Raw genomic sequence first — 24,728 nt, forward strand, 5'->3', positions numbered from 1 at the left:
CTGTAGGTGTAGAACTCGTTGAACGGATCGTTGCCGCCCTGCACGCCGCTGTTCAGGAAGTCGCTGGGGTCCGAGGACTGGCCGTAATCGGCAAGCTTCGTATAGCCGCCATCGACCGAGAAATACGCCGTCCCCGCCGTCGCGCCGCCGGTCATCAGCCGCACGCCCGGGCTGGAGAAGCGGAACAGATCGAAGATGTCGGGCTGCGGGCCGTAGGGCACGCGGCCGAAAGCGTGCGTCAGCTCGTGCAGCGCCACGCCGACCAGCAGGTTTGAATTGATGTCGGTCGCAAACGTCGCGCTGCCGTCGTCGGTGGTCGCATCGTTGGCGCCGAGGCCGCCCCACAGCTTGAGCTGGGAATTCCACACCGCGACGTAGGACTGCCCCTGGATGCTGGATCCCGCCGGCAGGGCATTGAAGGTGGTATCGCCGGGGCTGGCATAGTTGATCAGGTTGGACCTGACGCTCGAATAGCTCATCCACTGGCCGCCGTCAGGACCGGCTGCCGCGCCGCCGCCGACGCCGCTATAGTCGATCTTGATGTTGACGGTGATGCGATCCGAGATCATCGAGGTGAGGATCGCTGCGGCCTGCTGGATGCCGGCGCGAAAGCTCGCCGGTGCATTCATCGCCGCTGTGTCGAACAGCAGATTGATGGTCAGACCGCCGGCACTCACCGCGGTGACCGCGCCGATCCCGCCGAAATCGCCCTGGGCGAGCAGCGATTCCACGGCTTCTTGGGGAAGCTCGACCGGATTCGTCGGCGGTAAGACCCCCGCATCGTCAGGGGCCGAATTTGTGACCGACTGTGAGATCGAAAGCCCAGGCATTGCCTAAGTCCCAGCTGCTTGCGTGAACGGCGTATGGCTCGACCATTGATCCAGCGATGAGCGATTCACGACCGAACCAACGATATCTATCCGCCTGATCGTCTTGCTCAGTGGTTAACGAGAGCGGTCAGACGAGAAAAAGCGGCGGGCGAGGATTGGCATGGGCCTTCTGCCGCGAAACAGATCGTTGGCGAGCTGAGTTCGCTTCCATCGTGGGGCATTGCCCAGCTGCCCTACAGTCGGCTCGTCCATTCGACTGAACGTCGTCTGCTGCCGCAATGTTTGCCCCGGCTTTGACGACCCTTCTTCGATTCTTGAGATCGGAACTTGTATTGATCGAAGTGTTCGATCGACGCGAGGGTGCCACCCAGGATCTTGTCGAATTAAATGTCCTGGGGTCGGTGTTGCGACAACTGGCCAGTGCATGGCTCCCGTCCGAAGCACTTTGAGGCCGCCGAACGCAGAGAATCACTCGGCCTGACCGGGCCGGGGCAAGCTGGCGGGCTTGAGATAGAGCAGTGAGCTGCAGCGGCTGCCTCTCACGGCAGTTTTGTCGGCGCGCTTTCCCAAGAGGGTTGTTCCGATCTCGCTTGTGCACCGGTTGCCGCCAAGAGCACAGCGAATTTTGCGTCGACCGGTCGGCCTAGCTTCCTTGAAGGCCTACCATTAGACTTTGGCGATCGCAGATGATATCGCGGAGCGCAGACTCGATCGCCGTCCACGTGCGTCACAGAGCACGTGGACCGTGGTCATCCAGGACGGATATCTAGACGCGCCTTCATTGTTGACAATTCGCAGAGCGAGCATGGTCGAGGAGAACGTGGTGGGACAAGATCGTAAACGGCGTGTAGCGCTTATTACAGGCGTGACGGGCCAAGATGGCGCGTACTTGGCTGAGTATCTTCTGGGACTCGGCTATACGGTACACGGAATCAAACGTCGATCGTCGTCCTTTAACACGGCTCGCGTGGATCATCTGTACCAAGACCCCCACGTCGGCGACGTCCCGTTCCTGATGCACTACGGCGACATGACAGACTCGACCAATCTTATCCGGTTGGTGCAACAGATCAGGCCGACTGAGATATACAATCTCGCAGCTCAGAGCCATGTCGCCGTCAGCTTTGAGAGCCCGGAATACACAGCCAATGCGGATGCAGTCGGAGTTCTCCGGCTGTTAGAAGCCATTCGCATTCTCGGCCTGGAGAAAGACACGCGATTCTATCAGGCGTCAACCTCCGAGCTATACGGCTTGGTCCAAGAAGTCCCTCAAAGGGAAACCACGCCGTTTTATCCACGATCTCCCTATGCAGTTGCGAAGCTATACGGCTATTGGATTACAGTAAATTATCGTGAGGCCTATGGCATATTTGCTTCTAATGGCATCTTGTTCAACCATGAAAGCCCGATACGCGGAGAGACTTTTGTTACCCGCAAGATTACGCGGGGAGTTGCGAGAATAGAAGTTGGGTTGGAAGACACTATCTACCTTGGAAATCTTGAAGCAAAGCGCGACTGGGGACACGCGAGGGACTACGTGAAGGGAATGCACGCAATCCTGCAGGCGGATAAGCCGGATGACTTTGTTCTTGCTACCGGAGAGACACGCTCGGTACGCGAATTCGTAGAGCTTGCTTTTGGAGAAATCGGTCGTCGCATAGAGTGGCAAGGAAAGGGGGTCGAAGAGGTGGGCCGCGATACCGCTTCAGGCAGGATTGTTGTACGCATCGATCCGGCATATTTCCGGCCGACCGAGGTCGACCTCTTGATCGGAGATGCCACAAAGGCCTGGAAGAGCCTCGGCTGGAAAGCGCAGACGAGCTTTCGGGATTTGGTGAAAGAGATGGTCGTTTGCGACCTGGCTGAAGCTCGCCGTGAGGCGGCGGCTAGACCGGTCAATAGCTGAAGACCTTAGGCAGCCATCGTTTTCGCTCATCGGGAGAGAAGCAGACTGCGGCTGCTTTCGTGCTCCCAGTCAACGGTGGCATGCCTGAGAGCAGGAGGACATTGAATACAGGTTGGGAGCCGCAGCCGCACGCGGCCGAATGCGTGCGCAAGCAGGTGAATAGCTACACGAACAGATGTAGAAGGATGTCCGTCGCAAAGGCTACGCCCATCGGCGCGGGCTTTTGAGCCCTTGAACGGAAGAACACCGGAGCACGATCGTTGCGGCCGCGTCGAAAAGAATGACGGTGAGCTCAAAGCCCCAGCCGTCCGCCGTTGAAGGTCACACGGGCGCCAACGCCAACGTCCTCCGCAGATCTGCGAGAACCCGGTGACATAGTATCGGCCTTGGTCGCTGAATCCCCTGGCAAGGAGCCGAAGGCGGATTCGCCAGAACTCGCGCTTTGCTCCCAGCGAGGCAGGCCCACACGACTTGAAGCGGCTATCCGCCGGCCCTATCAGGACCTGTAACGGCCGCCGCGCTCGGTCGCGCGTTGTCAGATCTCATTCTGACCGCACGACGATAATCCGTTGTAGCCTCCGTATCGGTCGGTCCGTCGCGCGAGGCATCCCTCGACAAACCGCAGCCCGTTCAGCATTTGCGGCTATGCACGAGGCTCGACGTGTGCGCGACCTGGTTCGGCGGCGGCGTGCACCGCCAATAGGCGGCGAAGTAACTGGAAGATCGCGGCGCTCCCGTTGCCACGGTTGACAGTCACCATTGAGACCGCTTGCAATCTTCTCGGTATCATCATACGGTCAGCTACTGCCTCTACGGTTGCTGCAGACGGCTAACCTTGATGCACCCAATCGCTGCTTGCATCCCACCGCGTGGCTGAACCATTTGCTGACTCCTGTCCGGTTGGCAGCAGCCTCAAGCGCGACAACCTGCCATCGTGGCCGGCATATGGAGAATGCCTGGCTCAGAGGCACCAGATCGGCGCGCTGCACTGCTCGTGCATCGCCCGATTGTGCCGGAGTGAGATTGCGAATTCCACTTGCTCAAAGCGTCCCCGTGTGTGACACGGACCCAAAGGTGCGGCGCTCAGCGCCGCCGGCTGGCTATCGCGGTGGTGGAGCAATCGTCGCGATGTCGGGAAAACCTTCAAAGATCCACTGATGTGGAGGACACCGTTTCAGAAGGCACGTCCGGCTTTACACCCGCATGCACAGGAAGTCTCGATCGATAGCGCGGGATCTCAGAGAATTCCGCCTCTCGTAAATCGACGACGAGGCAGCCAGCGAATCACAATTTGACCACACGAGAGAAGCCCGCGAGGTGGCGATGATCAAGTCTGACCGCCAGGACACGATTACAATTTATGAGGCAACACAGCGCAGCGGTGGACTAACGTCGAGCCTGCGCCAAGCCTACTTCGATCTATCGAACTCTCGCCACGTGATAACTCGCCTTTTCTGGCGCGACTTCATCGCTCAATTCCGACAGAAAATTCTCGGGTATTTCTGGGCTCTTCTCAATCCGATCCTGGGGATCGTCAGCTTCCTGTTTCTTTATTCCATTGGCGTTCTCAAGCCAGGCCAAGGAGAGATTCCATACCCTCTTTATGTTCTCGTCGGCACCACCATCTGGGCATGTCTACCGGGCGCAATGGGAGCGGTCAGCAGTGGGCTGCAGTCGCAGGCTGATCTCATTCTGCGAACCAAGATTCCAAAGCTGGCGCTCGCCATGAGCTCACTGGCAGGCGTTTTCTATTCCATCGCCATCAGCATGATCACGATGATGGCGGTATTCTTGATCATGGGTCGGTGGCCCAGCCTCTGGATACTCGCCTATCCATTGCTGGTTCTGCCCATGGTACTGCTCGGGACGGCAATTGGCTTGATGCTCGCAGTGCTCGGCACAATTGCGCGCGACCTTACGCCGCTCGCCACGCAAGGGCTCTCTCTGCTGATGTACTTGACGCCTGCGGTATACCTGCACTCGAGCATCGAGAGCCCAACCATACAGTTTCTGATCAAGTGCAATCCGTTGACCTACCTCATCGATGTTCCTCGTGCGCTGATCTGCCTCGACCAAGCCAACGACATTCCGGTGTTTTTGCTGGTGATCGTCGCGACCGTGATTCTGGTCATCGTTGGGCTGAAGATCTTCTACCTGCTCGAGGACCTCGTAGCGGAGCGGCTGTAGCTGAGCCGACGACAGGCAGCGACAGCAAATTGAACAGAAACAAGACCTCCCGTTAAACAATGTTGCGGCCCGAGTCCCAATTCACATGCGAGCCCATCCGTCGAGCAACTCGCTTGGCGGACGCCGGCCAGCTCGCAGGAGTATGCTTGAGATGAGATGGCTCAAAGATCGGATCAACACCTATGTCCAGAGGACAGTCGCGAACGCATTGGCGCATGCCACGCCCAAGCCTGAGCCGAAGGCATTCGAGCCTGCTCTCGACATCCTCGTGAACAAGTACGGCTATGGACGAACGCTCGAGCTGAAACTGCCGGTCGCCGTCGATGGGAAACCTGTTCCCTGGTACACATATCCCGCACTGGAATACTTCGAGCAGCTCGACGCCAGAGGACTGCGAATCTTCGAGTTTGGTTGCGGCAATTCGTCCCTGTTTTGGGCGAATAAGGGAGCCAAGGTGACCGCCGTCGAGCATGATTCCGCCTGGTTTGAGAAGATGCTGCATCGGTCAAGTCGACTGGAAAAGCTCATTCTTCGGGAGGAGGTCACGGAATATGCTGGGGCCATATCCGAAATCGGAGGAGAATTTGATGTCATCATCATCGACGGGGTCTGGCGCAATCAATGCGCGCGGGCAGCCCTGCCTCACCTGAGCGCGGGCGGCTGCATCGTGCTCGACAATTCAGACTGGTACACCGACGTAGCAGAGTTCTTTCGTGGTGAAGGTTTCCTTCAGGTGGATTTCAGCGGATTCGGCCCAATCAACATCTATTGCTGGACAACATCGCTTCTGGTGCGATCGGATAGTATTCTCAGAGGCCGGCTCAATCATCCGCGACCAGTCGGAGGCATTGAAGCATGCAGGGGCAGCAACTGGTGACCACGCTTAGCTTTCGATTGTCGAGCGTGGCGCGATCGCTGATCCAGTTCGTCGGACGCCGAATAGCTCCCGAGCACCGCGCCAGATTGGCGGTCCAGCTCGCCAGGATCGGCGCTCATATAGATATCGATTCCAGCTTACAAATCCTCGAAAAATCGCTCAGCGAACAGAAGCTGGATGCGAGCCAGCTCGGGCGGCTGCTTTCGGCGGCTTTTTCTGCTGCTGATGCCGACCACTTGCCGCTCGATTTGAGGAAGCAATTATTGACGCGGGCCTGTGCGGGCCTGGACCCTGCCGACATTCCTGACGCTCTGCTCGAGCATTTCTCTGCGCTCGGCGGAAGCAGCCACCACTACAGCCAGGAGGGAGAGGATATCCTGCTCAAGCGGCTATTCGGTGATCGTCGCTCCGGCTTCTATGTCGACATCGGCGCTCATCACGCCACCAGGTTCTCCAATACGTTTGCGCTCTACCGCCGTGGATGGCGCGGCATCAATGTCGACGCAACCCCCGGGAGCATGAGCTCGTTCGGCCTGCTCCGGCCCCGAGACGTCAACCTCGAACTCGCGGTGTCGGACCAGACAGACCCCGTGCGGATGCACCTCTTTCGCGAGGGTGCCCTCAACACGACCAACGCAGAGCTCGCCGACAGCTACGTCGCGGCTGGATGGGACAAGACTGGCGAAATCGAGCTTCGCCCGAAGACGCTCGCAAGTATCATGGACGAGTTCGTGCCTCCCGGAATCAACGTCGATCTCCTCAGCGTCGATGTGGAGGGCGCAGAACTGGCCGTCTTGCGTTCGGGCAATTGGGACGTTTACGCGCCCGCCGTGATCATCATCGAAGCGCTGTCGACACCGTTCGCCGAAATGCACCAGGATCCCGCTCTCAGATATCTTCTCGCCAGGAATTACGAAGTCCGATTCCGGCTCTTCAATTCGGTCATTCTGACCCGGACAGGCGCAGATTTCTCCTGATCAGCGGCGGCCGGCCCAACGCTTCAAAGCCCCTCGCAGTCGTGTTGCGAGGCCGCTACGATCAACGGCTGGAGAGACACCTGCCCGCAGCCAAAGACAGACCTCGTTGAATGCTGCCATGTCCGGCTCAACCCGATCGGGCATTCGCAGCGTCGCCGGCAAGATGGTCCGACTGAATTGAGCTGGAGCCTCGAGCTGGAAGGGGAGGTTACCCGCACAATGAACGCCGGAGTTATCGAATCCGCCGTTCCATATCAGGCTCGTACGCGGGTAGAGAACCTGCGCGCCGGCCTTGGCGACGGCATACCACCACAGAATGCCCCAAGAGTCATTCTTGCCAGCAATGCGATCGGACAGCATCGCTTCATAATCCGCTGCGCCATCGAGGCTGAAGCGGCTGCGGAACCCGGCATCGTGGGCAAGCTCATCGAGCATACCGTCCGTCTGCCAATCAAATAGCGACCATGCCCGCGCCCATGTCGCCCACCCCCAAGTCGTCGTCAGCGGCATGAAGAAGGCATCTCCGGCTACTTGGGCCGTACCTTTGAGGTGGCAACCAGAGATCTGCGCAACACCGGCGGCATCAGCATAACGGTCCAGCCCTTCGAGCATGAAGCGGACAAAATCGGGAGCTGCAACGAGGTCGTCCTCGAGGACAATCACCCGGCCGTAAGCGCGCGTGAGCTCATCGACTGAGCCGGCGATCGAGCGAGCAAGACCAAAATTCTCTGGACGCACGACGACCTCGGCGCCGTTCACCACGGCCCAGTCTGCAACTAACCGTCGCGTTGCCTCGACCGCTTCGGCGTGCTCGGGTCGCTTCGGGGCGTCCGAGTAGATGATGATCTTGACGTCCTCTAAGCGCGCGTTCCGCAGCAGCGCATCGAGCGCCCGTCGCGTGTGCAGCGGGCGGTTGTACGTGAAAAGGGCAAGCGGCACGCGGTCAGTCACGAGAGCACCTCGCGATCACGACACCACGACCTGCTGCGGGACGGGCAGACCCGGATTGGGCTCGTTGAATCATCCACGCCCGCGACTCCCCGTATCTGTTGCGAAGAGAGCTTTCTGCAAATGTTCGACAATGATCTCTTCACAATTCAATCTCTGGCATCAGCTTGCAGGCTTGCGCGCTCTGAATGTGTAAAGACGCCCTGGATCGTCAAGCTGGTTACCGTACCATGACATCAGCCAAGGACGAACAAGCACCGATGGCAATCTGAGCCGCTTGGCGACAAGTTTCCGGTGGTCACTCAAGGTCATTGGAAACAGATTGATATCGGACTGAAGCGGGTTCAACGAAAGATCGAGAGCAAGGCCCGCATTGGCGATGGCGGAGTGATAGTCCGCAAGCAAATAGGCGTGCTCGCCACCATAGTGCTTGTGAAGCGGATGCGACGCCAAGAATGCCGGCAAATCTTCGGGTCGTGAAATGACATGCTCGCGCGTGGCAAGTAAAATTCCACCCGGCTTCAGAACGCGACCAATCTCGGCACAGAGCTGCCCCAGGTCACGCGCATGGTGCAGCACCTGACGGCAGAGTACGACATCGAAGCTGTTGCTATCGAATGGCAGGGTCTCACCCCACTCCTGCACAACCTTGATCGGCAATCCACTCTCGCCCGCAAGCGCCCGGATCGCTCCGCCCCCCACCAGCGCGCTCGGGTCAGGCTCCAACGCCGTCACTTGCCAGCCATCAGCCGCGAGCGCGTAGCTCGCGATGCCCCTGCCCGCCCCGACGTCCAAGGCGCGCCCTGGTGGGCTCGTCAGCAATGATCGCGTCGCAATCCACTCGGAGCTGGCGTGAAATCGCTGCGCAGCCGCCAACAGCGGGTCATCGAAGAAACACGCCTTCACAAGACTGGCCTGGTCAGGCTGGTTGCGCAACCAGGAGACCGCCTGCTCCCAGCTCATCGCGCCATCGGTCATTTTACTGCTTCCATATCGAGTTCGCGAATGACCTTGGCCGGATTGCCCGCCGCAATCACCATCGGAGGAACGTCCTTGGTGACGACGCTGCCCGCTCCAATGACGGCGCCCCGGCCGATTCGCACGCCTCGCAGCACCACGCAATGGCAACTGATCAACGCATCGTCCTCAATGATGACAGGTTGCTCGTCCAGGTCGATTTTGCGCGGATGACCAGCGGTAATGATATCGCGGAACTGCTGATGCCGCTCGCTCGCATCCAACGGGTGGGTCAGATTATCCATGATCGTGCACATATGCGAGATCAGAACGCGGTTGCCGATGCTGATCTCCCTGGCGGACCAGATTCTGGTCTGCTCGCCCACATAACAATACTCGCCAAGGCGAATACGTCCGCCGTGTCCGAACAACAACAACTCGCCACGGACGTGCGTGTGAGCGCCGATCCGCAGCGCCTCTGGCGGGTGCCCGTGCGTATGCAGACTGGCCGTCGGATAGAAAACGGCAGTCTGGTCGATATCTGCCAGAGCGCGATCAATCCTCCCGTCGGCCGAGGGCATATGCCGCGGCCGGACGAGCCGAGCAAGTAGTCCTTCGGCAAATGCACGAACACGGCGCGTCACGGAATGTGCTACTTCGTCAGCTCAAGACACACGACAGCCCGGGAGGCCGCCGCGTAATCATCATCATAAGTGCTTTGCTTATGTATGTCGAAATAGGTTGCGTCCTTTGCGCTCTCCCGGTCACCAACGGTCCACCCTTCCGCCCTGTAACGATAGATGGTCTCGATGCACGATTGCGGCGCGAATCGCTCGACGAGCCGGTCGACCATTTCGGCGTCAAAAATCTGGAACCAACCGTGGTTGGCTCGTCGGCCGAATGGCATGCTCAGAAAGAGCACCCCACCGGGCTTCAACATTCGGCGCAATTCCATCAGACAAGAGACGTACCCATCGGTATCCGTCTCGTTCTTGGTGCCGTCGCTCGTGTAGAGCATCGTGTTGTCCAGGCCAACGTGCTCGATCGTCGAGATGCAGGCAATCCAATCGAAATACGCGTCCCGGAAACAGCTTTCGCGCAGATCTTCATAAACGTAGGACACGCCCCACTGCCACGCAGACCACTGCTCCGGCGCCAAAGTCGAAACGGTGCAGGTCTTTTCGCGCAGCTTCGGATGACCGAGCACATGCGCGTGGTTGAGGGTAGACCCCGCGTCGAGCAACCGCCCCTTTCCGGCTGGAAGGCGTGCCATGAACCATGGATACTCGACGATACGTTCATCGAGGCGCCAACCAAAACCGTCCGGGAGCTTGTAGGGATCGTAGGCGGGATCGTTGATTGCGGCGGTTACCGACTTGATCTTGTGCGTATCGTAACCTGGCTTCCAAGGCGGGTTGCCGTCCGCGAGAAATCGTTTGTAATTTGATTCCGCGAGCGGCGCCTTGAGGCGCCCTTTGATGTACTGCTTCAATGATTGCATGATGCTTGCCCTGGGTCTGCCGCGCTATCATCACCCAGCCGTATATGCGCTTGGCGTGCCCTCTTGTAGGAAACAAGGGCCCTATATTGCAACAGGCTCGGCCCTCGGCACGTGCGCAGCAGATCGTTCAGTTGCGCAGCATCCGACCGGCCTGCCCATTGCAGCGTGCCGAAGCAATACCAGTCAGGCGGCAACCGCAGGATCAATACGCCATCGCGCACAAGCCGCGACACATCCAACCCTTTGGCGGCGGCCTCGTCGCCTTGGAAGGGACGTGGAGCAAACGTCATCAGCGCAACGAGCTTCACCGCATGCGGCCAGTGCGCGAACTCGAGCGCAGCATCCGGCTCGTTAATCAAGCGTACAACGGCTCGTATGACTCTCCTGACGAGACGCGCGCCCTTATACGGCGGTAGAAAAAAAATGCCGAGTTCCGTGCGCAACAGCAATTTTGCGGCCGCCTGCGCCACCAAAAGGCGATGCAACCGCGGGCGCAGCGGCGCGGGCGCATGTCGGGAGACGAAGCGCCAATGATCGCCGAGATTGGTCATCGACCTACGGTCGAAGATTTCGCGCCAGGCTTGCCGCAAGGTCAACTGGGCTTGCGGTACGATACCGGTCTCCTCGATATGAGCCAGAATCATTGTGTCGTAACACACAAGCAGCTTGAAACCAGCAGACTTGATCCGGCAAAAGAAGTCGTAATCTGAAATATAATGTGGAAAGGTCCGATCGTCGATGTTGCCGACCGCTCTTATCATCTTGATCGGAATCAAGGTACCTCGGCCCGGAAGCGTGTCGACGTCTTCACAATGCCGCTCGCCTGAGGCGATCTCTGTTTTGATGGGGAAATCGTAGCGCTCCCAATCAATCATCTCGCCGGCATCGAGGACCCTCGTCGGATCGCGACTGTCAACGACCTTTGCGCCAACGGCCGCGTCATGGGCCCACGACCAGGCAACCAGGGTTTCGATGTAGTTTTCAGGGACTCTCGTGTCATTGTTCAGCAAAAGAACGAAGTCATCCGTCGCAGCTTTGGCCAGTATCCGCTCAATGGCCAGCGCACAAGAGCCGGCCCACCAACGCTCCTTCCCATCGTGGATCACCTCCACATCCGGATAGAGTCGAGCGAGCTTGTCTCGCGTGCCGTCGGTCGATCCGCCGTCCGATACGTTGATCGTCAAATGTCGATAGGTCTGACGGCGCAGATCTTCGACGCACTGCTGGGTGAACTGCCAACGATTAAAGACGGGAACAACGACGTGAACGCACCCTTTGGTTGCGCGATCAATCGAAACCGGATTGTCAGTTCCTACGCACGCATCTTCAGATCCGATCAAGCGCTCCACTACCCCGCTTACAGGCACCTTGAAGGAACTCACCAGCTGTCCTCCTCCGCAATCGGCCTGAAGGCATGGATATCGTTGGAAACAATCCTAAGACGGTGTATACCTCCACGACCGGCATGTTTGCAAGTTGGCGCATCCACACGTGAAAGTAGAAAATGCCCTCCACGTCCATGGGTTTCGCCGTCGCACGAGCGTCCGAGCTGACCCTGCGCCCAGGGGCGCGCGCCCTCTCGTCTTAACCGTGGCGATCAACTCGATAGAGACGATCCCTTTTCGGAACCTCTAAGAGCAATTCTGACGTATGGCACTCGTTTGGATAACCGGCGCCCGTGGCTTCCTGGGCCGACATGTGGCCGCGCGTTTTGCGGCGGGGGGCTGGGATATTGCTGGCATTGGGCTCGGCGGCGCTGCCGATGTCGATATCGCCACACTCCCTCTCGTCAAAGTCTCAGGCAAGGCTGCCTGGATCGAGAAGATCATCGACAACGAAGCGATCAAGGAGCTCCTGAAGCTTGTCGGCCCCCCCGACGTCGTATTCCATGCCGCGGGCAGCGGCGCAATCGGCGCATCGCTTGCGGACCCTTACCGAGACTTCCGTCTCTCGGTAGACAGCACCGCGCTGCTGCTCGATACGTTGCGCAGGTCAGCGCCGGAAGCGGTGTTCGTGCTTCCCTCCAGCGCGGCAGTGTATGGCAGCGCCGCGCCGGGACCGATCGCCGAAGACGCTTCGCTGGCTCCTGTATCGCCCTATGGCGCACACAAACTCTGTGCCGAATTGCTATGTCGATCGGCGTCACACTCATTCGGCTTGAAAACGGCCGTGATCCGCTATTTCTCTCTGTACGGTCCCGGCTTGCAGAAGCAGCTGCTGTGGGACGTCGCTGGAAAACTCTCGCAGGCGTCCGACGAAATTACCCTCTTTGGGACGGGGGCTGAGACCAGGGACATGCTGTACGTGGAGGACGCAGCCGAACTCGGGTTCATCGCGGCCCAGCACGCAACGTCGCAGTGCCTCATCGTCAATGGCGGAACTGGCGTCGCATCCAGCGTTGAGTCCATTGCCAGTGAGCTTGCCCGCGCATTGGGAGTCGATTGTCGGATCCGATTCAATGGAAATTCGCGCGTTGGTGATCCGAACCACCTGCAGGCCTCGGCCACACGGTCAAGAAGCCTGGGCTTCGAGCATCGTTGGAGCTTGAGAGATGGGCTTGCCGCCTATGCCGCATGGTGGCGGACGGGCAACAAAGGCGCGAACATCAAGTGAGGGGCTGCCGAGCTGGCCGCCTCCGCAGACCGGTCGGCCGGTTGCCCTTTTTGCATTTCGCTTTCATGCCTCCCTCCGGCAGGGTACACCCGCATCCTTACCACCAAAGGTTAGCAGACAGTTGTGAGCGATAAGGACTGGACAGTTCGCGCCGAGAGCGTCTCCAAGAAGTTCGGCCTGTCGCTGCGCCGATCGATGGCACACGGCCTTCGTGACGGCCTCGGTCGGCTTGTTGGCGCCGGCAGCGATTCGAGCCAGTTGCGTGACGGGGAGTTCTGGGCCGTCAAGGACATCAGCTTCACGCTCGAACGCGGCCAGAGCCTTGGCATCATGGGGGTCAACGGCTGTGGAAAGACGACCCTTCTGCGCATCCTGACTGGCATCTACAAGCCGGATGCCGGTCGCGTCATGTTGCGCGGACGTGTTGGCGCATTGATCGCGGCCGGCGCTGGCTTCTCACCGATGCTCACCGGCCGCGAAAACATCTACATCAACGCCGCACTCCTCGGACTCTCTCCCCGGGAGATCCGCTCCCACATGGATGAGATCGTTGCGTTCTCTGAGCTCGAACAATTCATCGACATGCCCGTCAAGCATTACTCGAGCGGCATGCAGGTGCGCCTCGGTTTCGCGGTGGCTGCCGTGAGCGAGCCGGAGGTGCTGCTGGTCGATGAAGTGCTCGCTGTGGGTGACTTGAACTTCCAGAAGAAGTGCTATGATTACCTCTTTGGATTGAAGCGCAAGGGCACGTCGATCGTCCTGGTTTCGCATTCCATTGGAGCGATCTGGGCGGTTTGCGATCGCGGACTGTTCATGGACAAGGGCGAAGTGAAGGTCCTCGGCGAAATCGAGAAGGTGATCCGCGCCTATGACGATCAGAACGCTCGCAACGCCGCCCGTACGCGGGAGAGTGCGCTTCCTGGTCCGGATGGCGCGAGCGAGCTGATCTCCGGTACCGGCGACGTTGTCTGCGACAATATCAAGATCGTCGCAAAGGACGGCAATACAGCCAAGAAGGAGCTGCACTTCAAGGAGCCGTTCGACATCGTCATGGATGTGACGGTTCATTCAGCTATCGATGACCTCGTCATCCGCGCCGTGCTCGATGCAGCACATTATAGAAATATCTGCACTATCGACAGTCACGAGCAGGGTCTTCTGGTCGGACGCGTGATGCCAGGTCGCTATAGTCTGAGGATTTCCGTTCCAGCGCAAAATCTGCGGCCAGGAAGTTACGATTTGAACATCGCCGCGATCACGCGCCATGCAGGACTTCATCTCTTTCTCGCGCTCAAGTGTGGAAACGTCGTCGTCCTCAATCCGAGCGACAAGTTCCTCTACTCGGACCCGAATGCCGTCGTTCACTTCGATGCAGATTTTCATCTTGACCAGGTCAGCTCATGAACGAAGCGTTGGACCATTTTGCGCGGGACCACTTTTTCGCACCGACGAGCGCTGAAACGGCGCGAGAGCTGTTTCGAAGGTCAGTACGCAACGTCGTTGTCGAAATTTCATCACATTGCAATCGGGCATGCTCCTACTGCCCCGTGTCGAAGGTCGATCGTGCCTCGACCAACAAACTGCTGCCTCACGATACCTATGAACTTATCCTGCGCGACCTCGCAGAAATCTCCTATGACGAGGGCTTGTGCTTAAATCTGTATAACGAGCCAACTTCAGACAAGTCGCTGCTGCTCAATCGCATCAGGCGCGCTCGAGAGCTGTTGCCGGCGGCCCGGATATACTTCAGTAGCAACGGAGACTATCTGGATCGAGACTATGTTCGCGAACTGATCTCAGCCGGCCTGTCCGAACTGTACATTTCCATCCATGCCCCGGCCGGCAAGCCGTACGACGACGCCTATGCAGCGACGCGCTTCAACGACCTTTCCCGACGTTTGCAGAAGGCCATAAAGGTCGACATCCTCCGTCCCGGAGAGACGATGCAGGGTCATGTCACTATCGAAAAGTTGCCGATCAATGTCTTTGCTACGAACTACTACACGCTGGGATCGAACCGGGCGGAATCCGTCGGACTGAGTTCCGGCGCGTTCAGCCGGTCCGCGCCGTGCTCCCGTCCCTTCAATGACTTTACGGTTTCCTACGACGGCACGCTTTTCCCTTGCTGCCAGATGTTCGTCGACTTTGCAGAGCATACCCAACGCTATGCAATTGGAAAACTGACGGATTTTCCAACGATTTTTGCGGCTTATGCCAGCCAGGCGATGGCGGAATGGCGAAAGGAGCTGCTTCGCTATGGTCCCAAGCTTTCGCCGTGTGCGACTTGCACGGAGGGACAGCATGAAGGGACGCCGGAACAGATTGCGACACGCGAAAAGGTCTACTCGGAATTTCTTGGGCCAAGCCAGGTGGTTTCCTCGCCTTCCCCCGGCGGGAGCTGGCTCGGCGGGATACGACGGTGGCGCGTTGCCCGGCGATCAAAGTAATTGCCATTACGGTACCGAGGAATTGAATGATCGGCCAAAGCAGCGGCAAGCCCTCCACCCGGGTGATCGGGCTCGACGTGATCACCGATCCCAAGTGGATGGGCGGCATTATCTATATTCGCAATCTCGTCTACTGTCTCGAAAGCCTGCCAGAAGCGGAGAGACCGGAGGTCAGGCTGCTCGGCGTACCGGACGACGCAATGCCGCTCGCCGTTGAGCTGCGCTCTTTTCCGTTCGTCGACCGAGACCGGCGCCCGCGCAGGCATGGCGCGATCGCCCACTTCTGGCGCCGTGTCCATAGGAAGTTTCTGCAAACCTACATTCCGCCCGATCCGGCTTGGCAGAAGCTGGATGCCACCTATCCTACAATTGGCGGCAAGGTGCAGGGCGTTCCGGCGATCCGATGGATACCTGATTTTCAACATGTGCACCTGCCTCATTTCTTTACTGAGGATGAGCGCGATGCGCGCGACCGTGGCATCGCTTTGATCGCCTCCGAGCCTGGCGTCCTGGTCCTGAGCAGTGAAACGGCCAAGAGGGACTTCCTCAATCTCTGCCCGAATCCTGAGGTCGAGCCACATGTCTGGCGCTTCTGCTCCGTCATCACGGATCATGAGCGGGGCGGTCGCAATCCACACAGGCAATACGGCCTGCCCCGGCGCTACGCCTACATCGCAAATCAATTCTGGGCCCACAAGAACCACCGAGTTGCATTCAAGGCGCTGCATCGCTTGAAGGCAAGGCACCCGGATCTGGTACTCGTCTGCACGGGCCGGGAAGACGATTATCGCGACAAGGAATATGTGCCTGAATTACTCGAGTTCATCGCCAAATCCGAGCTTCAAGACAGGATACTGCGATTGGGACTGGTTCCTCGAGCAGACCAGATCGAGATCTTCCGCCACGCCACGCTGGTTCTTCAACCATCCCTCTTCGAGGGCTGGAGTACCGTCGTTGAAGATGCAAAGACGCTGGGACGACCAATCATCGCTTCTGATATTCCCGTGCACCGTGAGCAGCTCGAAGGCGAGCAGGGTCTGCAGGTCAGGTTCTTTCCACCTGACGACGACGCAATTCTGGCGGAAACGCTTTCGAGCGCTTGGCGCGAACTCCCGGACGGTCCCGATCCTGCTTCGGAACGACGTGCTCAGGAGCGAAATCTCCGGCAGCGGCTCGCTGCTGCACGATCCTTCGTTGACCTTGTCGAACGAGCTATTGCGATCGAAGGGAAGGCCGGCGTGACACGCGGCAAGCCCGCGATCACTGCGTGAACCTTTTGCTAGCCGCGCGGAGCGCTGGCGAGACAACCACGTCTGAAGCGAACGATCTTCGGACGGCGGAAATGGGGGACTAAACTCATGTGCGGCATCAGCGGCGTGATCTGCAGTGCTCCACTTCGGCAAAGCGAGCTCGCTCTATTAAGCGAGATCAATGGAGCCCTGTATCATCGCGGCCCGGACTCCGATGGACTGTTCGCATCGACCCACGTGGCGATGGCCATGCGACGCCTGTCGATTATCGATCTGGCAGGAGGAGGACAGCCGCTTTATAACGAGGACCGGTCGGTTGCAATGGTTTGCAACGGCGAAATCTACAATCACCACGAGCTACGCAGCGCGCTTCAGGCTCGCGGCCACGATCTGAGAACCCACTCAGACGTGGAAACGATTGTTCACGGCTACGAGGACAAAGGTGAGGACTGCATCGCAGATTTGCGGGGTATGTTTGCTTTTGCCATCTGGGATGATCGCAAGGGGCGGCTCGTGCTCGGGCGCGACCGCCTGGGCGAAAAGCCGCTCTACATGTTGCGAGACCGGCGAGACGACGGTGCCGAGCGAGTCTGGTGGTGCAGCGAGCTGAAGCCGCTGCTACGCCTCGTGCCAGCAGCGCAACGGCGCATCTCCCCAGTGGCACTGCACGAGTTTCTGACCTTTCAGTACTGCTTGGAGCCGAACTCCCTGATAGAGGGAATTCATCAGTTGCCAGCAGGTCATCTGATAACTCTTTCGCCAAAGCAGCTCTCTGCGGAACCGCGCCCCTATTGGAGTATGCTCGACGTCGAGGCTATTCACTGTCCAGATCCGGTTGCGCAGGTGAGAGACCTGCTGGATACGGCATGCCGGCGGATGGGGAGCGCCGATGTTCCGGTCGGCGTTGCACTTTCGGGTGGGATCGACTCGTCCCTGGTCGCCGCCATTTCGGCGAGACACTATCCCGGCCAGATTCATGCTTTCACGATCGGCTATAAGGGACGACCACCCACCGACGAACGGCTGATCGCTCAGCGCTTCGCGCGCTCTCTCGGCATCGAATTCACGGAAGTGGAAATTGATGTCGACCAAATGGTCGAGCAATTCCCGCAGCTGGTGCAAGCGATGGACACCCCGATCGCCGACATAGCAGCATATGGGTACTTCGAGGTCTGCCGCGCAGCCCGAGCCGCAAAGGTGCCGGTTCTGCTTTCGGGCATGGGCGGAGACGAGTTTTTTTGGGGGTACGAGTGGGTCCGCAATGCAGCTGCGGAGCATCGTAAGAAGGGCGTCAATGGAGGAATCAAAGAATGGGCACGCCGAACGTTCGGACATAGCGCCCCCCGGGAAACCTCCATTCTGGCTCCATTGAAGGAAATCGGCCGGTCAGCCGCGCTATCACGCTCACTTCTCGCCGATCCTGCTTCGGTCGAACCAAATCATTGGCTCGCGCGCACTCGGCCGATTGAAGGATATCCCAGCGGTCCAGCCGTGACGGAGGCGCTTTCGAGGACCTGGCTCCTCTGCAACTGCCTCACGCTGCTCGACCGTATGAGCATGGCCCACTCCATCGAAATGCGCGTGCCGTTCCTGGACATCGACCTCATCAACGCGGTATCCGCTATGCGTCATGGCGGCCTCGAGGATTTCGAGAAGCCGCATAAATGGCTTTTGCTGTCATCCTTTGGTCATCTGCTGCCAGATGAAGTCAGCCAGCGACCCAAGCAGGGCTTCACACCTCCAGTCCAACAATGGATGATGAAGCTGATCGAACGACACGGACCGCTTTGGCGAAACGAAAGCATGCTCGTGTCGCACGGCGTCATTGATGGTGATCGCTTGCGCCGGGAGGAACGAAGCTTCCCCATCGACCTTCAATATAAGCTCACACTTGCCGAACTATGGGCACGCGGTGCTCTCGCATGACGTGGCTGGATCCGGTCAAAGCCACAGGCTGCTCTCCGAGTTCTGGTGGGCCCGGCGCTCAACACACATCACGTGGGCGTCGGTCACGTTCTCAAGGCGACAGCTAGCCATGTTGGAGAGGTCTGATAGAGCTCGCATCATGCTGGTCTATTGGGGGCGGCGCGGACTATCCCGCTTCGTGCAGGAAGCGGCGACCGTAGCGACCTCATGTCCTTCAATCGACGCCACGATATCCGTATCTCGCCAAAATGAGAGCTTTGCAGCTTTTTGCGAGTTTGAAGACCGGCTGGTCGCCGTGGACACCTTTTCCAATGATCTTGGCGCTATCGGCCAAGCCTGGCGCATTCCGATGCTGAGGAGCCGCATCACGCGCGAGATTGTCAATCGGAAGATTGAAGCCGTGATTGAATTCATGCCGCACGTCTGGTCGTCCTTCGTATTCTCCGTTTTGAGACCGCATGGAGTTCTCTATTCTTCAATCATTCACGATGCGGAAATCCACCCGGGTGATTACAGGTCGGCGCTCATAGACCCTCTCCTCGATCGGACGATTGCGCAAGCTGATGCGGTCCTCACTCTGAGCGACGCAGTGACGAAGAGACTCCTGACGGCCCGGCGCGTCCCTCAGCACAAATTGTTCACGCTGTTCCATCCAGATCTCGACTATGGCGCGCAGCAGAGGACGATCAGCCTCACCGAAGGCAAACCGATCAGGCTTGCTTTCCTGGGTCGCATCATGCCCTACAAGGGACTAACCCTGCTTCTCGATTCCATCGAGGCCTTACGCAGAGAAGGCTTTCAGGTCGAACTAGGAGTCTTCGGCGAGGGCCCGCTTGGTGAAAACAAACGGCGCCTCGCTGCGCTCGGCGCTGAAGTGATAAATCGCTGGCTTACAGAGCGGGAAATCGCGGCGATACTATCGCGTTATCACGCCGTTGTTCTTTCCCACATCGAAGCCAGCCAATCCGGAGTCGCCGCCACCAGCTTGGGGGCCGGGGTCCCCGTCATAGCTACGCCGGTCGGCGGACTGACCGAGCAGATACAAGATGGCGTTAACGGCATCCTCGCGGCGCGCGCCGACGCTGCTGCGCTGTCTGATGCGATCAAGCGTATCGCGCTCAATCCGAACCTCTTTAATGCAATCTGTCGCAGGATCGAGGCCACGAGAGCGGAACGCTCCATGACCCGCTTCCTGGAAAAATGCGTTGAATACACCCTGGTCGCAGGGGAGCGGCAAACGGAACAGCAGCCGTAGCGCCGCTCGAGCATGAGGTCTCGATATTGCCGGGAGATTAGGGACCGTGACGGGACGGACCATCATAATCGAACCAAACTTGATCGACGAACGTGGTCACCACGCATTTGCCACGTCCAGGTTTGCAACCCTTATGGGCGACACACGCCCGCTGATAGCCGCTGGGAAGGGATGGAACGGATCGCAGCATCTCGGCGGCGGCGATATCTTGCGAGTATTCAGACATAATCGCGATACCGTATCACGATCTCGCCGTTACGGGCCCACGATCACGTCCGCGTTCTCGCTCGGCGCAGGCGCGATCATGCCTATAGCACGCTTCATCAGGGGCTGGAGAGGCTCTCATGCTCCTGACGCACCTACTCTAACGGTCGCCGGCGCAGACGCGAGCAAACTCCGCTCGATCATTGCCCCCGAACTCGGCGAACTTCTCAGAACCCTTGAGCCCGAGCCCGGAGATGCCGTATTCTTGCCGTCTGCCGACGCTGAGCTTCTCATCGCAACCGCCGAGCAATTTGAGGCGCATCGCGGTCAGGCTCGTTTTGTCGTGCGGCTGATGTATGATGATGTGGGCTGCCATCCAAGCGATCCGACATGGCGATCAGCCTTAAAGCGCCTCCAGGAGTCCCCGGGGGCCGTTGAGAACGTGGATCTACTCGCAGAGACGCCCGCCTTCGCGCGCGCCATACGCGAAATCTGGCCCAAGTCTGTCGAGTTGCTCCCTCACCCCACTGACCTGCCGGCCCAGCAACCTCCCGCGGTGAATGGCAGGTTCATTCTCTACATGGCGGGTCACGCACGCTCGGACAAGGGAGCTAGACTATTGAACGCGACGGCGCAGGCGCTCGCAGCAAAGCTCAACGCGCACGACCCAGACGTCGTCCTGCGCGTTCAGGGACATCCAAGCAGCAGGGCGGGTAAGGTTCGAATAGAAGCATTGCCACTCCATCTGGATCCGGACGAATACATATTGAGCTGGAAGCAAGCCCACGCAGCACTTCTGCTGCATGATCCTGCTGTCTATGCGATACGAGGGTCGGGCGTCGTTTGTGACGCAATTTCGAGTTCGAGGCCCTTCGTGTTCCTGAGTGGCAGTTCGCTTTCGGACTGGAACGTGGGATGCAACGCCCTCGAAGCAACTCCATCCCCGCATGCGATCGCCCAGGCAATCGTTGAATTATTGAACGGTTACGAGACTTTCGCGGAGGCGAGCGCGACTGTCGCCTCGACTGTCGCTCGACATGTTGAAGTAGGAATGGTGACGGTGATGGGGCGCGACACGGCGCGCGAGGCTGGGTGATCTGGCGCCGGCAGCCACCCCCATATTGCAGGCGAGCTACCGATATGCCACGTCACTTCAACAGCTAAAGGCTACACCTCCATCGAGGCTCGCAGACTTTGAGGCTCCCAGACTTTCCCGACCGTCTTGGCATCCAGATTCATCGATGCCTCGGCATTGCAAGGAGCGACAATGAACCGTCCTGAGTCATGGCCCAGAATAACACACACATCCAGGAGCAGGATCTCGCCGTGGGTGACTTTGACCGCCCGCGAAGTCGAGTTTTCTTCAGGAACTGTGGGCGAAACGTACCATTCAGTCGACACGTTCGACTACGTTGTCGTTCTCGCATTTCCCCCGAGGGTCTGGTGCCGCTGGTCCGGCAATACCGACCGGCGGTTGAGGACTTCACTCTCGAGCTTCCAGCGGGCCTGATCGATCCTGGAGAGCAAGCCGCGAGCTCAGCGGTTCGAGAACTGCTTGAGGAAACTGGATTTCCGAGCAGGGCCGTCCATTTGCTCGGAGTGAACAAAACCGATGCAGGTCGTCTCAGCAATCGCGTACACTCCTTCTTCATTGAGACAGACGCCCGGATCCCAGGATTCGCGCCCGAGACAGGCGTCGAGACCCTGCTGGCAAGTCCTCCAGAACTCCTGAACATGATCATGGGCGGACTTTTCGATGCACAGATTGCCCTCGGCACGCTGCTGTTGGCTGACCTCCAGGGACATTTGCGCCTGCGAGGATCGCCGTAAGACTAGGTTGCCGGAGTACCCACCCGCGCCGGAGTATCGCCTGGCGCTCAGACCAAGCCGATCGTTGCGCCGCAGTTGTAAATATGTCATTCGATTAAACGCCCTTCCTCGTTACTTGGCTATCACGATTCCTACGTCCATCCGTCTCGGTGCGACTCAAGAGGAACCAATGCTAAGACGCGCGACACGATACCTGAAGCGCCTCATCGCGCCGAGACTCGTCAACGTTGCAGCACGGACCCGCAAGCCGGTAGCTGAACCAGCGATCGTTTCGCAACAGGGTCTTCTGGACCGGCTGTCGCAAATTCCTTATTGGGAAGACAAGATCCGGACCTACAAACAGTATACGTATGAGCCGGACTCCGGAGCCTGGACCAAGGCGGGATTTCGCGCTGCCCCCCGGAAGATAATCGAGGGAAGCGATCTGAAGGTGAACTACGGTTGCGGCAGCACTATCCTCGACGACTGGATCAACATCGACCTGTTCGAGCACGACCACCCAGCCTACTATCAGGTCAACTTGCTGGACAAACACCCGTTCGCCGACAACACTGTTCGATTCGGCTATTCGGAGGATATGCTTGAACACCTCCCCCAAGCCGCCTCGATCTTCGTAGTAGCTGAGATCTATCGGACTCTAAAGCCTGGCGGCGTGATGCGCTTCAGCTTTCCTGGGCTGGAAGGAGTTCTACACCGCCACTACTCGCCACCGACCGAGACGAGGATTCGTGAAGGCGAGTTTGAGGCCTATGCGTTTTGGGACCACATTCACTTCTATGCAAAGGAAGAGCTCCGACTTATCGCTGAGCACATCGGATTTAGAAAGGTGAGCTTTTTCACTTACGGTATTTCCGACCATGCCGAGCTTCAAGGCCGCGATACCCGAGCACACCAAGTCGACCTCAACACCTTTGCTGAGCTCACCAAGTAGTTTTCAGATAAAAAGTCTTGACCCCGGAACATGTGGCTCGCCCCGTCACATCTGAAACTTCCGTTCTTTCGGACTTTCAACAGCCGATCATATCGGGCCGGATAGTGGCCCGATGGCCAGGGCGCAATGGCGCAAGGTCGCCGATCAGCTCAATCCCAACCAAGGTGCCCAAGCTGGCAACCGTCATGAATGAGGCGGAGCTCGCCCATATGAGCCGCCCCGGCGCAGCACCGCGCCAAGCTGCGCTCGCCCAATCCAATCGAGAGGGTCAACGGCGACATCAAGCGCACACCGAGGTCGTCGGCATCTTCCCGAACAAAGATGCTATCGTTCGTCTCGTCGGCGAGATCCTGCTCGAGCAGAACGACGCGTGGCCGTCCAGCGCGTCCCTTAAATGACTATGGAGCCATCGCGCCTTTAAGCGGCGATCCCATCGTGTGGCGGGCTAATCAGCCCGCCGCCTCACCATGGCAGCGAAACCACTCAATGAGACGCAGACCTGGAGTAGTTCGATGCGCCGACCACCCGCGAAGGGCGAGCCGGGCATCGGGACTCCGTTTTGTGCCGGGCTGCTGCTGCGCAGGATTGCGCGCTCACCTTTGACTTGTGGTTGTATTTCTTCCGCTCGCCTCGGAATCGGTCTGGTAGACTTGCGGTTAATCCTCACGCTGGGATTGATTTCGCATTCGTGAACGGGTATTGTTTCACCATATTTCATCGGTTTATGGTTGGGCCGGAATGGTATGGGCGCTTGTTGCTTTGGCGGCGATAGTGGGGATTTCGGTGCTATTGTACGCCGTCCGACTGCTCGATAGCGACGCTTTGTATGACTCGAAAGATCTCTATGACTGGAAAGAGCAGATCCCTCCCCCAGCCGAGCGCGCGGGAATGAGCTGTGCATCTGGCGAAGACAGGGGAGCTAACGGCTCCTGGCGCGATCAGGCCGATCGCAGTGATCGTCTCGCAACGGATTTGCAAGGGGCGTCCGGCTCCCGGGCAGTCGTTTGACCATCGCCCTGACTGATGATCGGACGCCAGCTAGAAATCCCGAAAGGCAGGGTATTGATCTGCCGGCTCGGTCGCTCACATCGGCTCGTGCTATAAGGCGCTGCTGGAATCGTTGGTGATCCTCGTCAGAGGTGGATGAAGAGTCCGAACGTTGATCCTTTGGTGGCGGCACGGCCCCAAATTGCTTTGACCTTTGCGCTGACGCTAGAAGCAGCAGCGCTGCTCGATCAGCGACCTGCCGCATTTCGATGCTTGTGATTGCGCGGGCCACAACTCTCCGATCTGACGCAATTCCAGAACTGGAAGTCATCCATTCGACCACCTCGATGTCGACAGATACGTGCTTCGGCCGCCGGACCTCGAAGGTTTCATGGCGGATATTGGCCCTGCGCCGCCTCGGCAATTCAGCGAACAGTTGGGCTCAGAGTGCCCCCAATGAGCGGCCTCCAGCCTGATCAACGCACGCACCGGGCCAAATCCGCTTGCGCAGCAAGGCCATGCATCCCCTCGCGCCCGAAGGACGAACTTTGTCACCTTCATGGTCGACGCGCTTGATCAAGCTCGTGAGGTCAACAACGAAGCACACAAACTGCAAACAACTTTTGCGCGCAACGCGACGCGACGCTCGGACTTGCGCCTCACGCATTTCGAAGGAGCGGCGCTCAGCTGATGCCAGTTTCGACTCAACTGTTGATTTTTTTCACTAGTTAAGAAATGCCGAATTGCGTAACAATGAGACAAATTAAGTATGGTGTTTGTAATGGTCGGAAACTCTGCGAAACCGTCGTTGGCCCTCCGCCGACTTTCTCCGAGAGACATCATCGCGAGGTCGTACCCTGGTTGGGACTACAATACGGCCGACCGGGTACTCGATTGGCTCGGTGAGTGCGGCTATAGCATCGTTGAGAGCGGTGCAAATTTATCCCCTCCGGAAAATGGCGCCTCCGATCCAGTACAGCAGGACACTTAACCTGTCTCAGGCCAGATCGGCACGCAGATTGAGGCGCTGCAACTTCTCGGTGCATGCAGCCTCCAAGTTTGGAGTCGCGGCTCCGATCATCCCTGCGGTTCTCAGCTTGGG

General features: G+C 58.6%; 19 protein-coding genes and 1 pseudogene. 14 read left to right on the top strand and 6 right to left on the bottom strand.

Annotation, left to right across the window (positions count from 1 at the left end; all coding sequences use genetic code 11):
• Window positions 1–731: NF038122 family metalloprotease (locus tag QW845_RS09755; protein WP_315801394.1), on the bottom strand; the 731-nt coding region annotated here is incomplete at its 3' end.
• A 904-nt stretch (window positions 732–1,635) separates the two neighbouring features.
• Here QW845_RS09755 and gmd point away from each other — a divergent pair.
• From gmd to QW845_RS09775, 4 genes are all read left to right on the top strand, one after another.
• Complete coding sequence (gene gmd / locus QW845_RS09760; protein ID WP_315801395.1) at window positions 1,636–2,736, top strand: GDP-mannose 4,6-dehydratase; 1,101 nt, start codon at window positions 1,636–1,638, stop codon at window positions 2,734–2,736.
• A gap of 1,323 nt (window positions 2,737–4,059) precedes the next feature.
• On the top strand, window positions 4,060–4,923 hold the full coding sequence (locus QW845_RS09765; protein WP_315801396.1) for an ABC transporter permease: 864 nt from the start codon (window positions 4,060–4,062) through the stop codon (window positions 4,921–4,923).
• 151 nt (window positions 4,924–5,074) lie between these two features.
• Complete coding sequence (locus QW845_RS09770; protein WP_315801397.1) at window positions 5,075–5,800, top strand: hypothetical protein; 726 nt, start codon at window positions 5,075–5,077, stop codon at window positions 5,798–5,800.
• A complete protein-coding gene (locus tag QW845_RS09775; protein ID WP_315801398.1) occupies window positions 5,779–6,777 on the top strand; it encodes an FkbM family methyltransferase in 999 nt (332 codons plus the stop codon). The genes QW845_RS09770 and QW845_RS09775 overlap by 22 nt, the downstream gene beginning before the upstream one ends.
• Here QW845_RS09775 and QW845_RS09780 read toward each other — a convergent pair whose 3' ends face one another.
• The 5 genes from QW845_RS09780 to QW845_RS09800 form a co-directional block, all read right to left on the bottom strand.
• Window positions 6,778–7,728: a glycosyltransferase gene (locus QW845_RS09780; protein ID WP_315801399.1), complete on the bottom strand. Its 951-nt coding sequence runs from the start codon at window positions 7,726–7,728 to the stop codon at window positions 6,778–6,780.
• A 159-nt stretch (window positions 7,729–7,887) separates the two neighbouring features.
• Complete coding sequence (locus QW845_RS09785; protein ID WP_315801400.1) at window positions 7,888–8,703, bottom strand: class I SAM-dependent methyltransferase; 816 nt, start codon at window positions 8,701–8,703, stop codon at window positions 7,888–7,890.
• The gene (locus QW845_RS09790) at window positions 8,700–9,326 is read right to left on the bottom strand and encodes an acyltransferase (RefSeq protein WP_409997894.1); all 627 of its coding nucleotides are present in this window, start codon (window positions 9,324–9,326) and stop codon (window positions 8,700–8,702) included. Before QW845_RS09790 ends, QW845_RS09785 begins: the two co-directional genes overlap by 4 nt.
• Before the next feature lie 8 nt (window positions 9,327–9,334).
• Entirely contained in the window at window positions 9,335–10,183 is an 849-nt protein-coding gene (locus QW845_RS09795) for a DUF268 domain-containing protein (RefSeq protein ID WP_315716383.1), read from the bottom strand.
• Window positions 10,171–11,565: a glycosyltransferase family 2 protein gene (locus tag QW845_RS09800; RefSeq protein WP_315801402.1), complete on the bottom strand. Its 1,395-nt coding sequence runs from the start codon at window positions 11,563–11,565 to the stop codon at window positions 10,171–10,173. The genes QW845_RS09795 and QW845_RS09800 overlap by 13 nt, the downstream gene beginning before the upstream one ends.
• A 268-nt stretch (window positions 11,566–11,833) precedes the next feature.
• On the opposite strand from QW845_RS09800, the gene QW845_RS09805 reads away from it, so the two are divergent.
• The 10 genes and pseudogenes from QW845_RS09805 to QW845_RS09850 form a co-directional block, all read left to right on the top strand.
• A complete protein-coding gene (locus tag QW845_RS09805) occupies window positions 11,834–12,796 on the top strand; it encodes an NAD(P)-dependent oxidoreductase (RefSeq protein ID WP_315801403.1) in 963 nt (320 codons plus the stop codon).
• A 123-nt stretch (window positions 12,797–12,919) separates the two neighbouring features.
• On the top strand, window positions 12,920–14,200 hold the full coding sequence (locus QW845_RS09810) for an ABC transporter ATP-binding protein (protein ID WP_315801404.1): 1,281 nt from the start codon (window positions 12,920–12,922) through the stop codon (window positions 14,198–14,200).
• Window positions 14,197–15,243 carry a radical SAM protein gene (locus QW845_RS09815; RefSeq protein ID WP_315801405.1) on the top strand — a complete coding sequence of 349 codons (1,047 nt, stop codon included), beginning with the start codon at window positions 14,197–14,199 and terminating at the stop codon, window positions 15,241–15,243. Before QW845_RS09810 ends, QW845_RS09815 begins: the two co-directional genes overlap by 4 nt.
• A 26-nt stretch (window positions 15,244–15,269) precedes the next feature.
• Window positions 15,270–16,514, top strand: a complete 1,245-nt coding sequence (locus QW845_RS09820) for a glycosyltransferase family 1 protein (protein ID WP_315801406.1) — start codon at window positions 15,270–15,272, stop codon at window positions 16,512–16,514.
• An 87-nt stretch (window positions 16,515–16,601) separates the two neighbouring features.
• Window positions 16,602–18,419 carry an asparagine synthase (glutamine-hydrolyzing) gene (asnB, locus tag QW845_RS09825; protein ID WP_315801407.1) on the top strand — a complete coding sequence of 606 codons (1,818 nt, stop codon included), beginning with the start codon at window positions 16,602–16,604 and terminating at the stop codon, window positions 18,417–18,419.
• A gap of 139 nt (window positions 18,420–18,558) precedes the next feature.
• The gene (locus QW845_RS09830) at window positions 18,559–19,674 is read left to right on the top strand and encodes a glycosyltransferase family 4 protein (RefSeq protein ID WP_315801408.1); all 1,116 of its coding nucleotides are present in this window, start codon (window positions 18,559–18,561) and stop codon (window positions 19,672–19,674) included.
• 79 nt (window positions 19,675–19,753) lie between these two features.
• Window positions 19,754–20,974 carry a hypothetical protein gene (locus tag QW845_RS09835; RefSeq protein WP_315801409.1) on the top strand — a complete coding sequence of 407 codons (1,221 nt, stop codon included), beginning with the start codon at window positions 19,754–19,756 and terminating at the stop codon, window positions 20,972–20,974.
• A 188-nt stretch (window positions 20,975–21,162) separates the two neighbouring features.
• On the top strand, window positions 21,163–21,708 hold the full coding sequence (locus QW845_RS09840) for an NUDIX hydrolase (protein ID WP_315801410.1): 546 nt from the start codon (window positions 21,163–21,165) through the stop codon (window positions 21,706–21,708).
• Between the two features lie 169 nt (window positions 21,709–21,877).
• A complete protein-coding gene (locus QW845_RS09845; protein WP_315801411.1) occupies window positions 21,878–22,639 on the top strand; it encodes a class I SAM-dependent methyltransferase in 762 nt (253 codons plus the stop codon).
• 115 nt (window positions 22,640–22,754) lie between these two features.
• A pseudogene (locus QW845_RS09850) lies at window positions 22,755–23,013 on the top strand (transposase); the annotation flags it as partial.
• Between the last annotated feature and the right edge of the window lie 1,715 nt (window positions 23,014–24,728).

This window comes from Bradyrhizobium sp. SZCCHNS3002, from assembly GCF_032377435.1.
Taxonomy (GTDB): Bacteria; Pseudomonadota; Alphaproteobacteria; order Rhizobiales; family Xanthobacteraceae; genus Bradyrhizobium.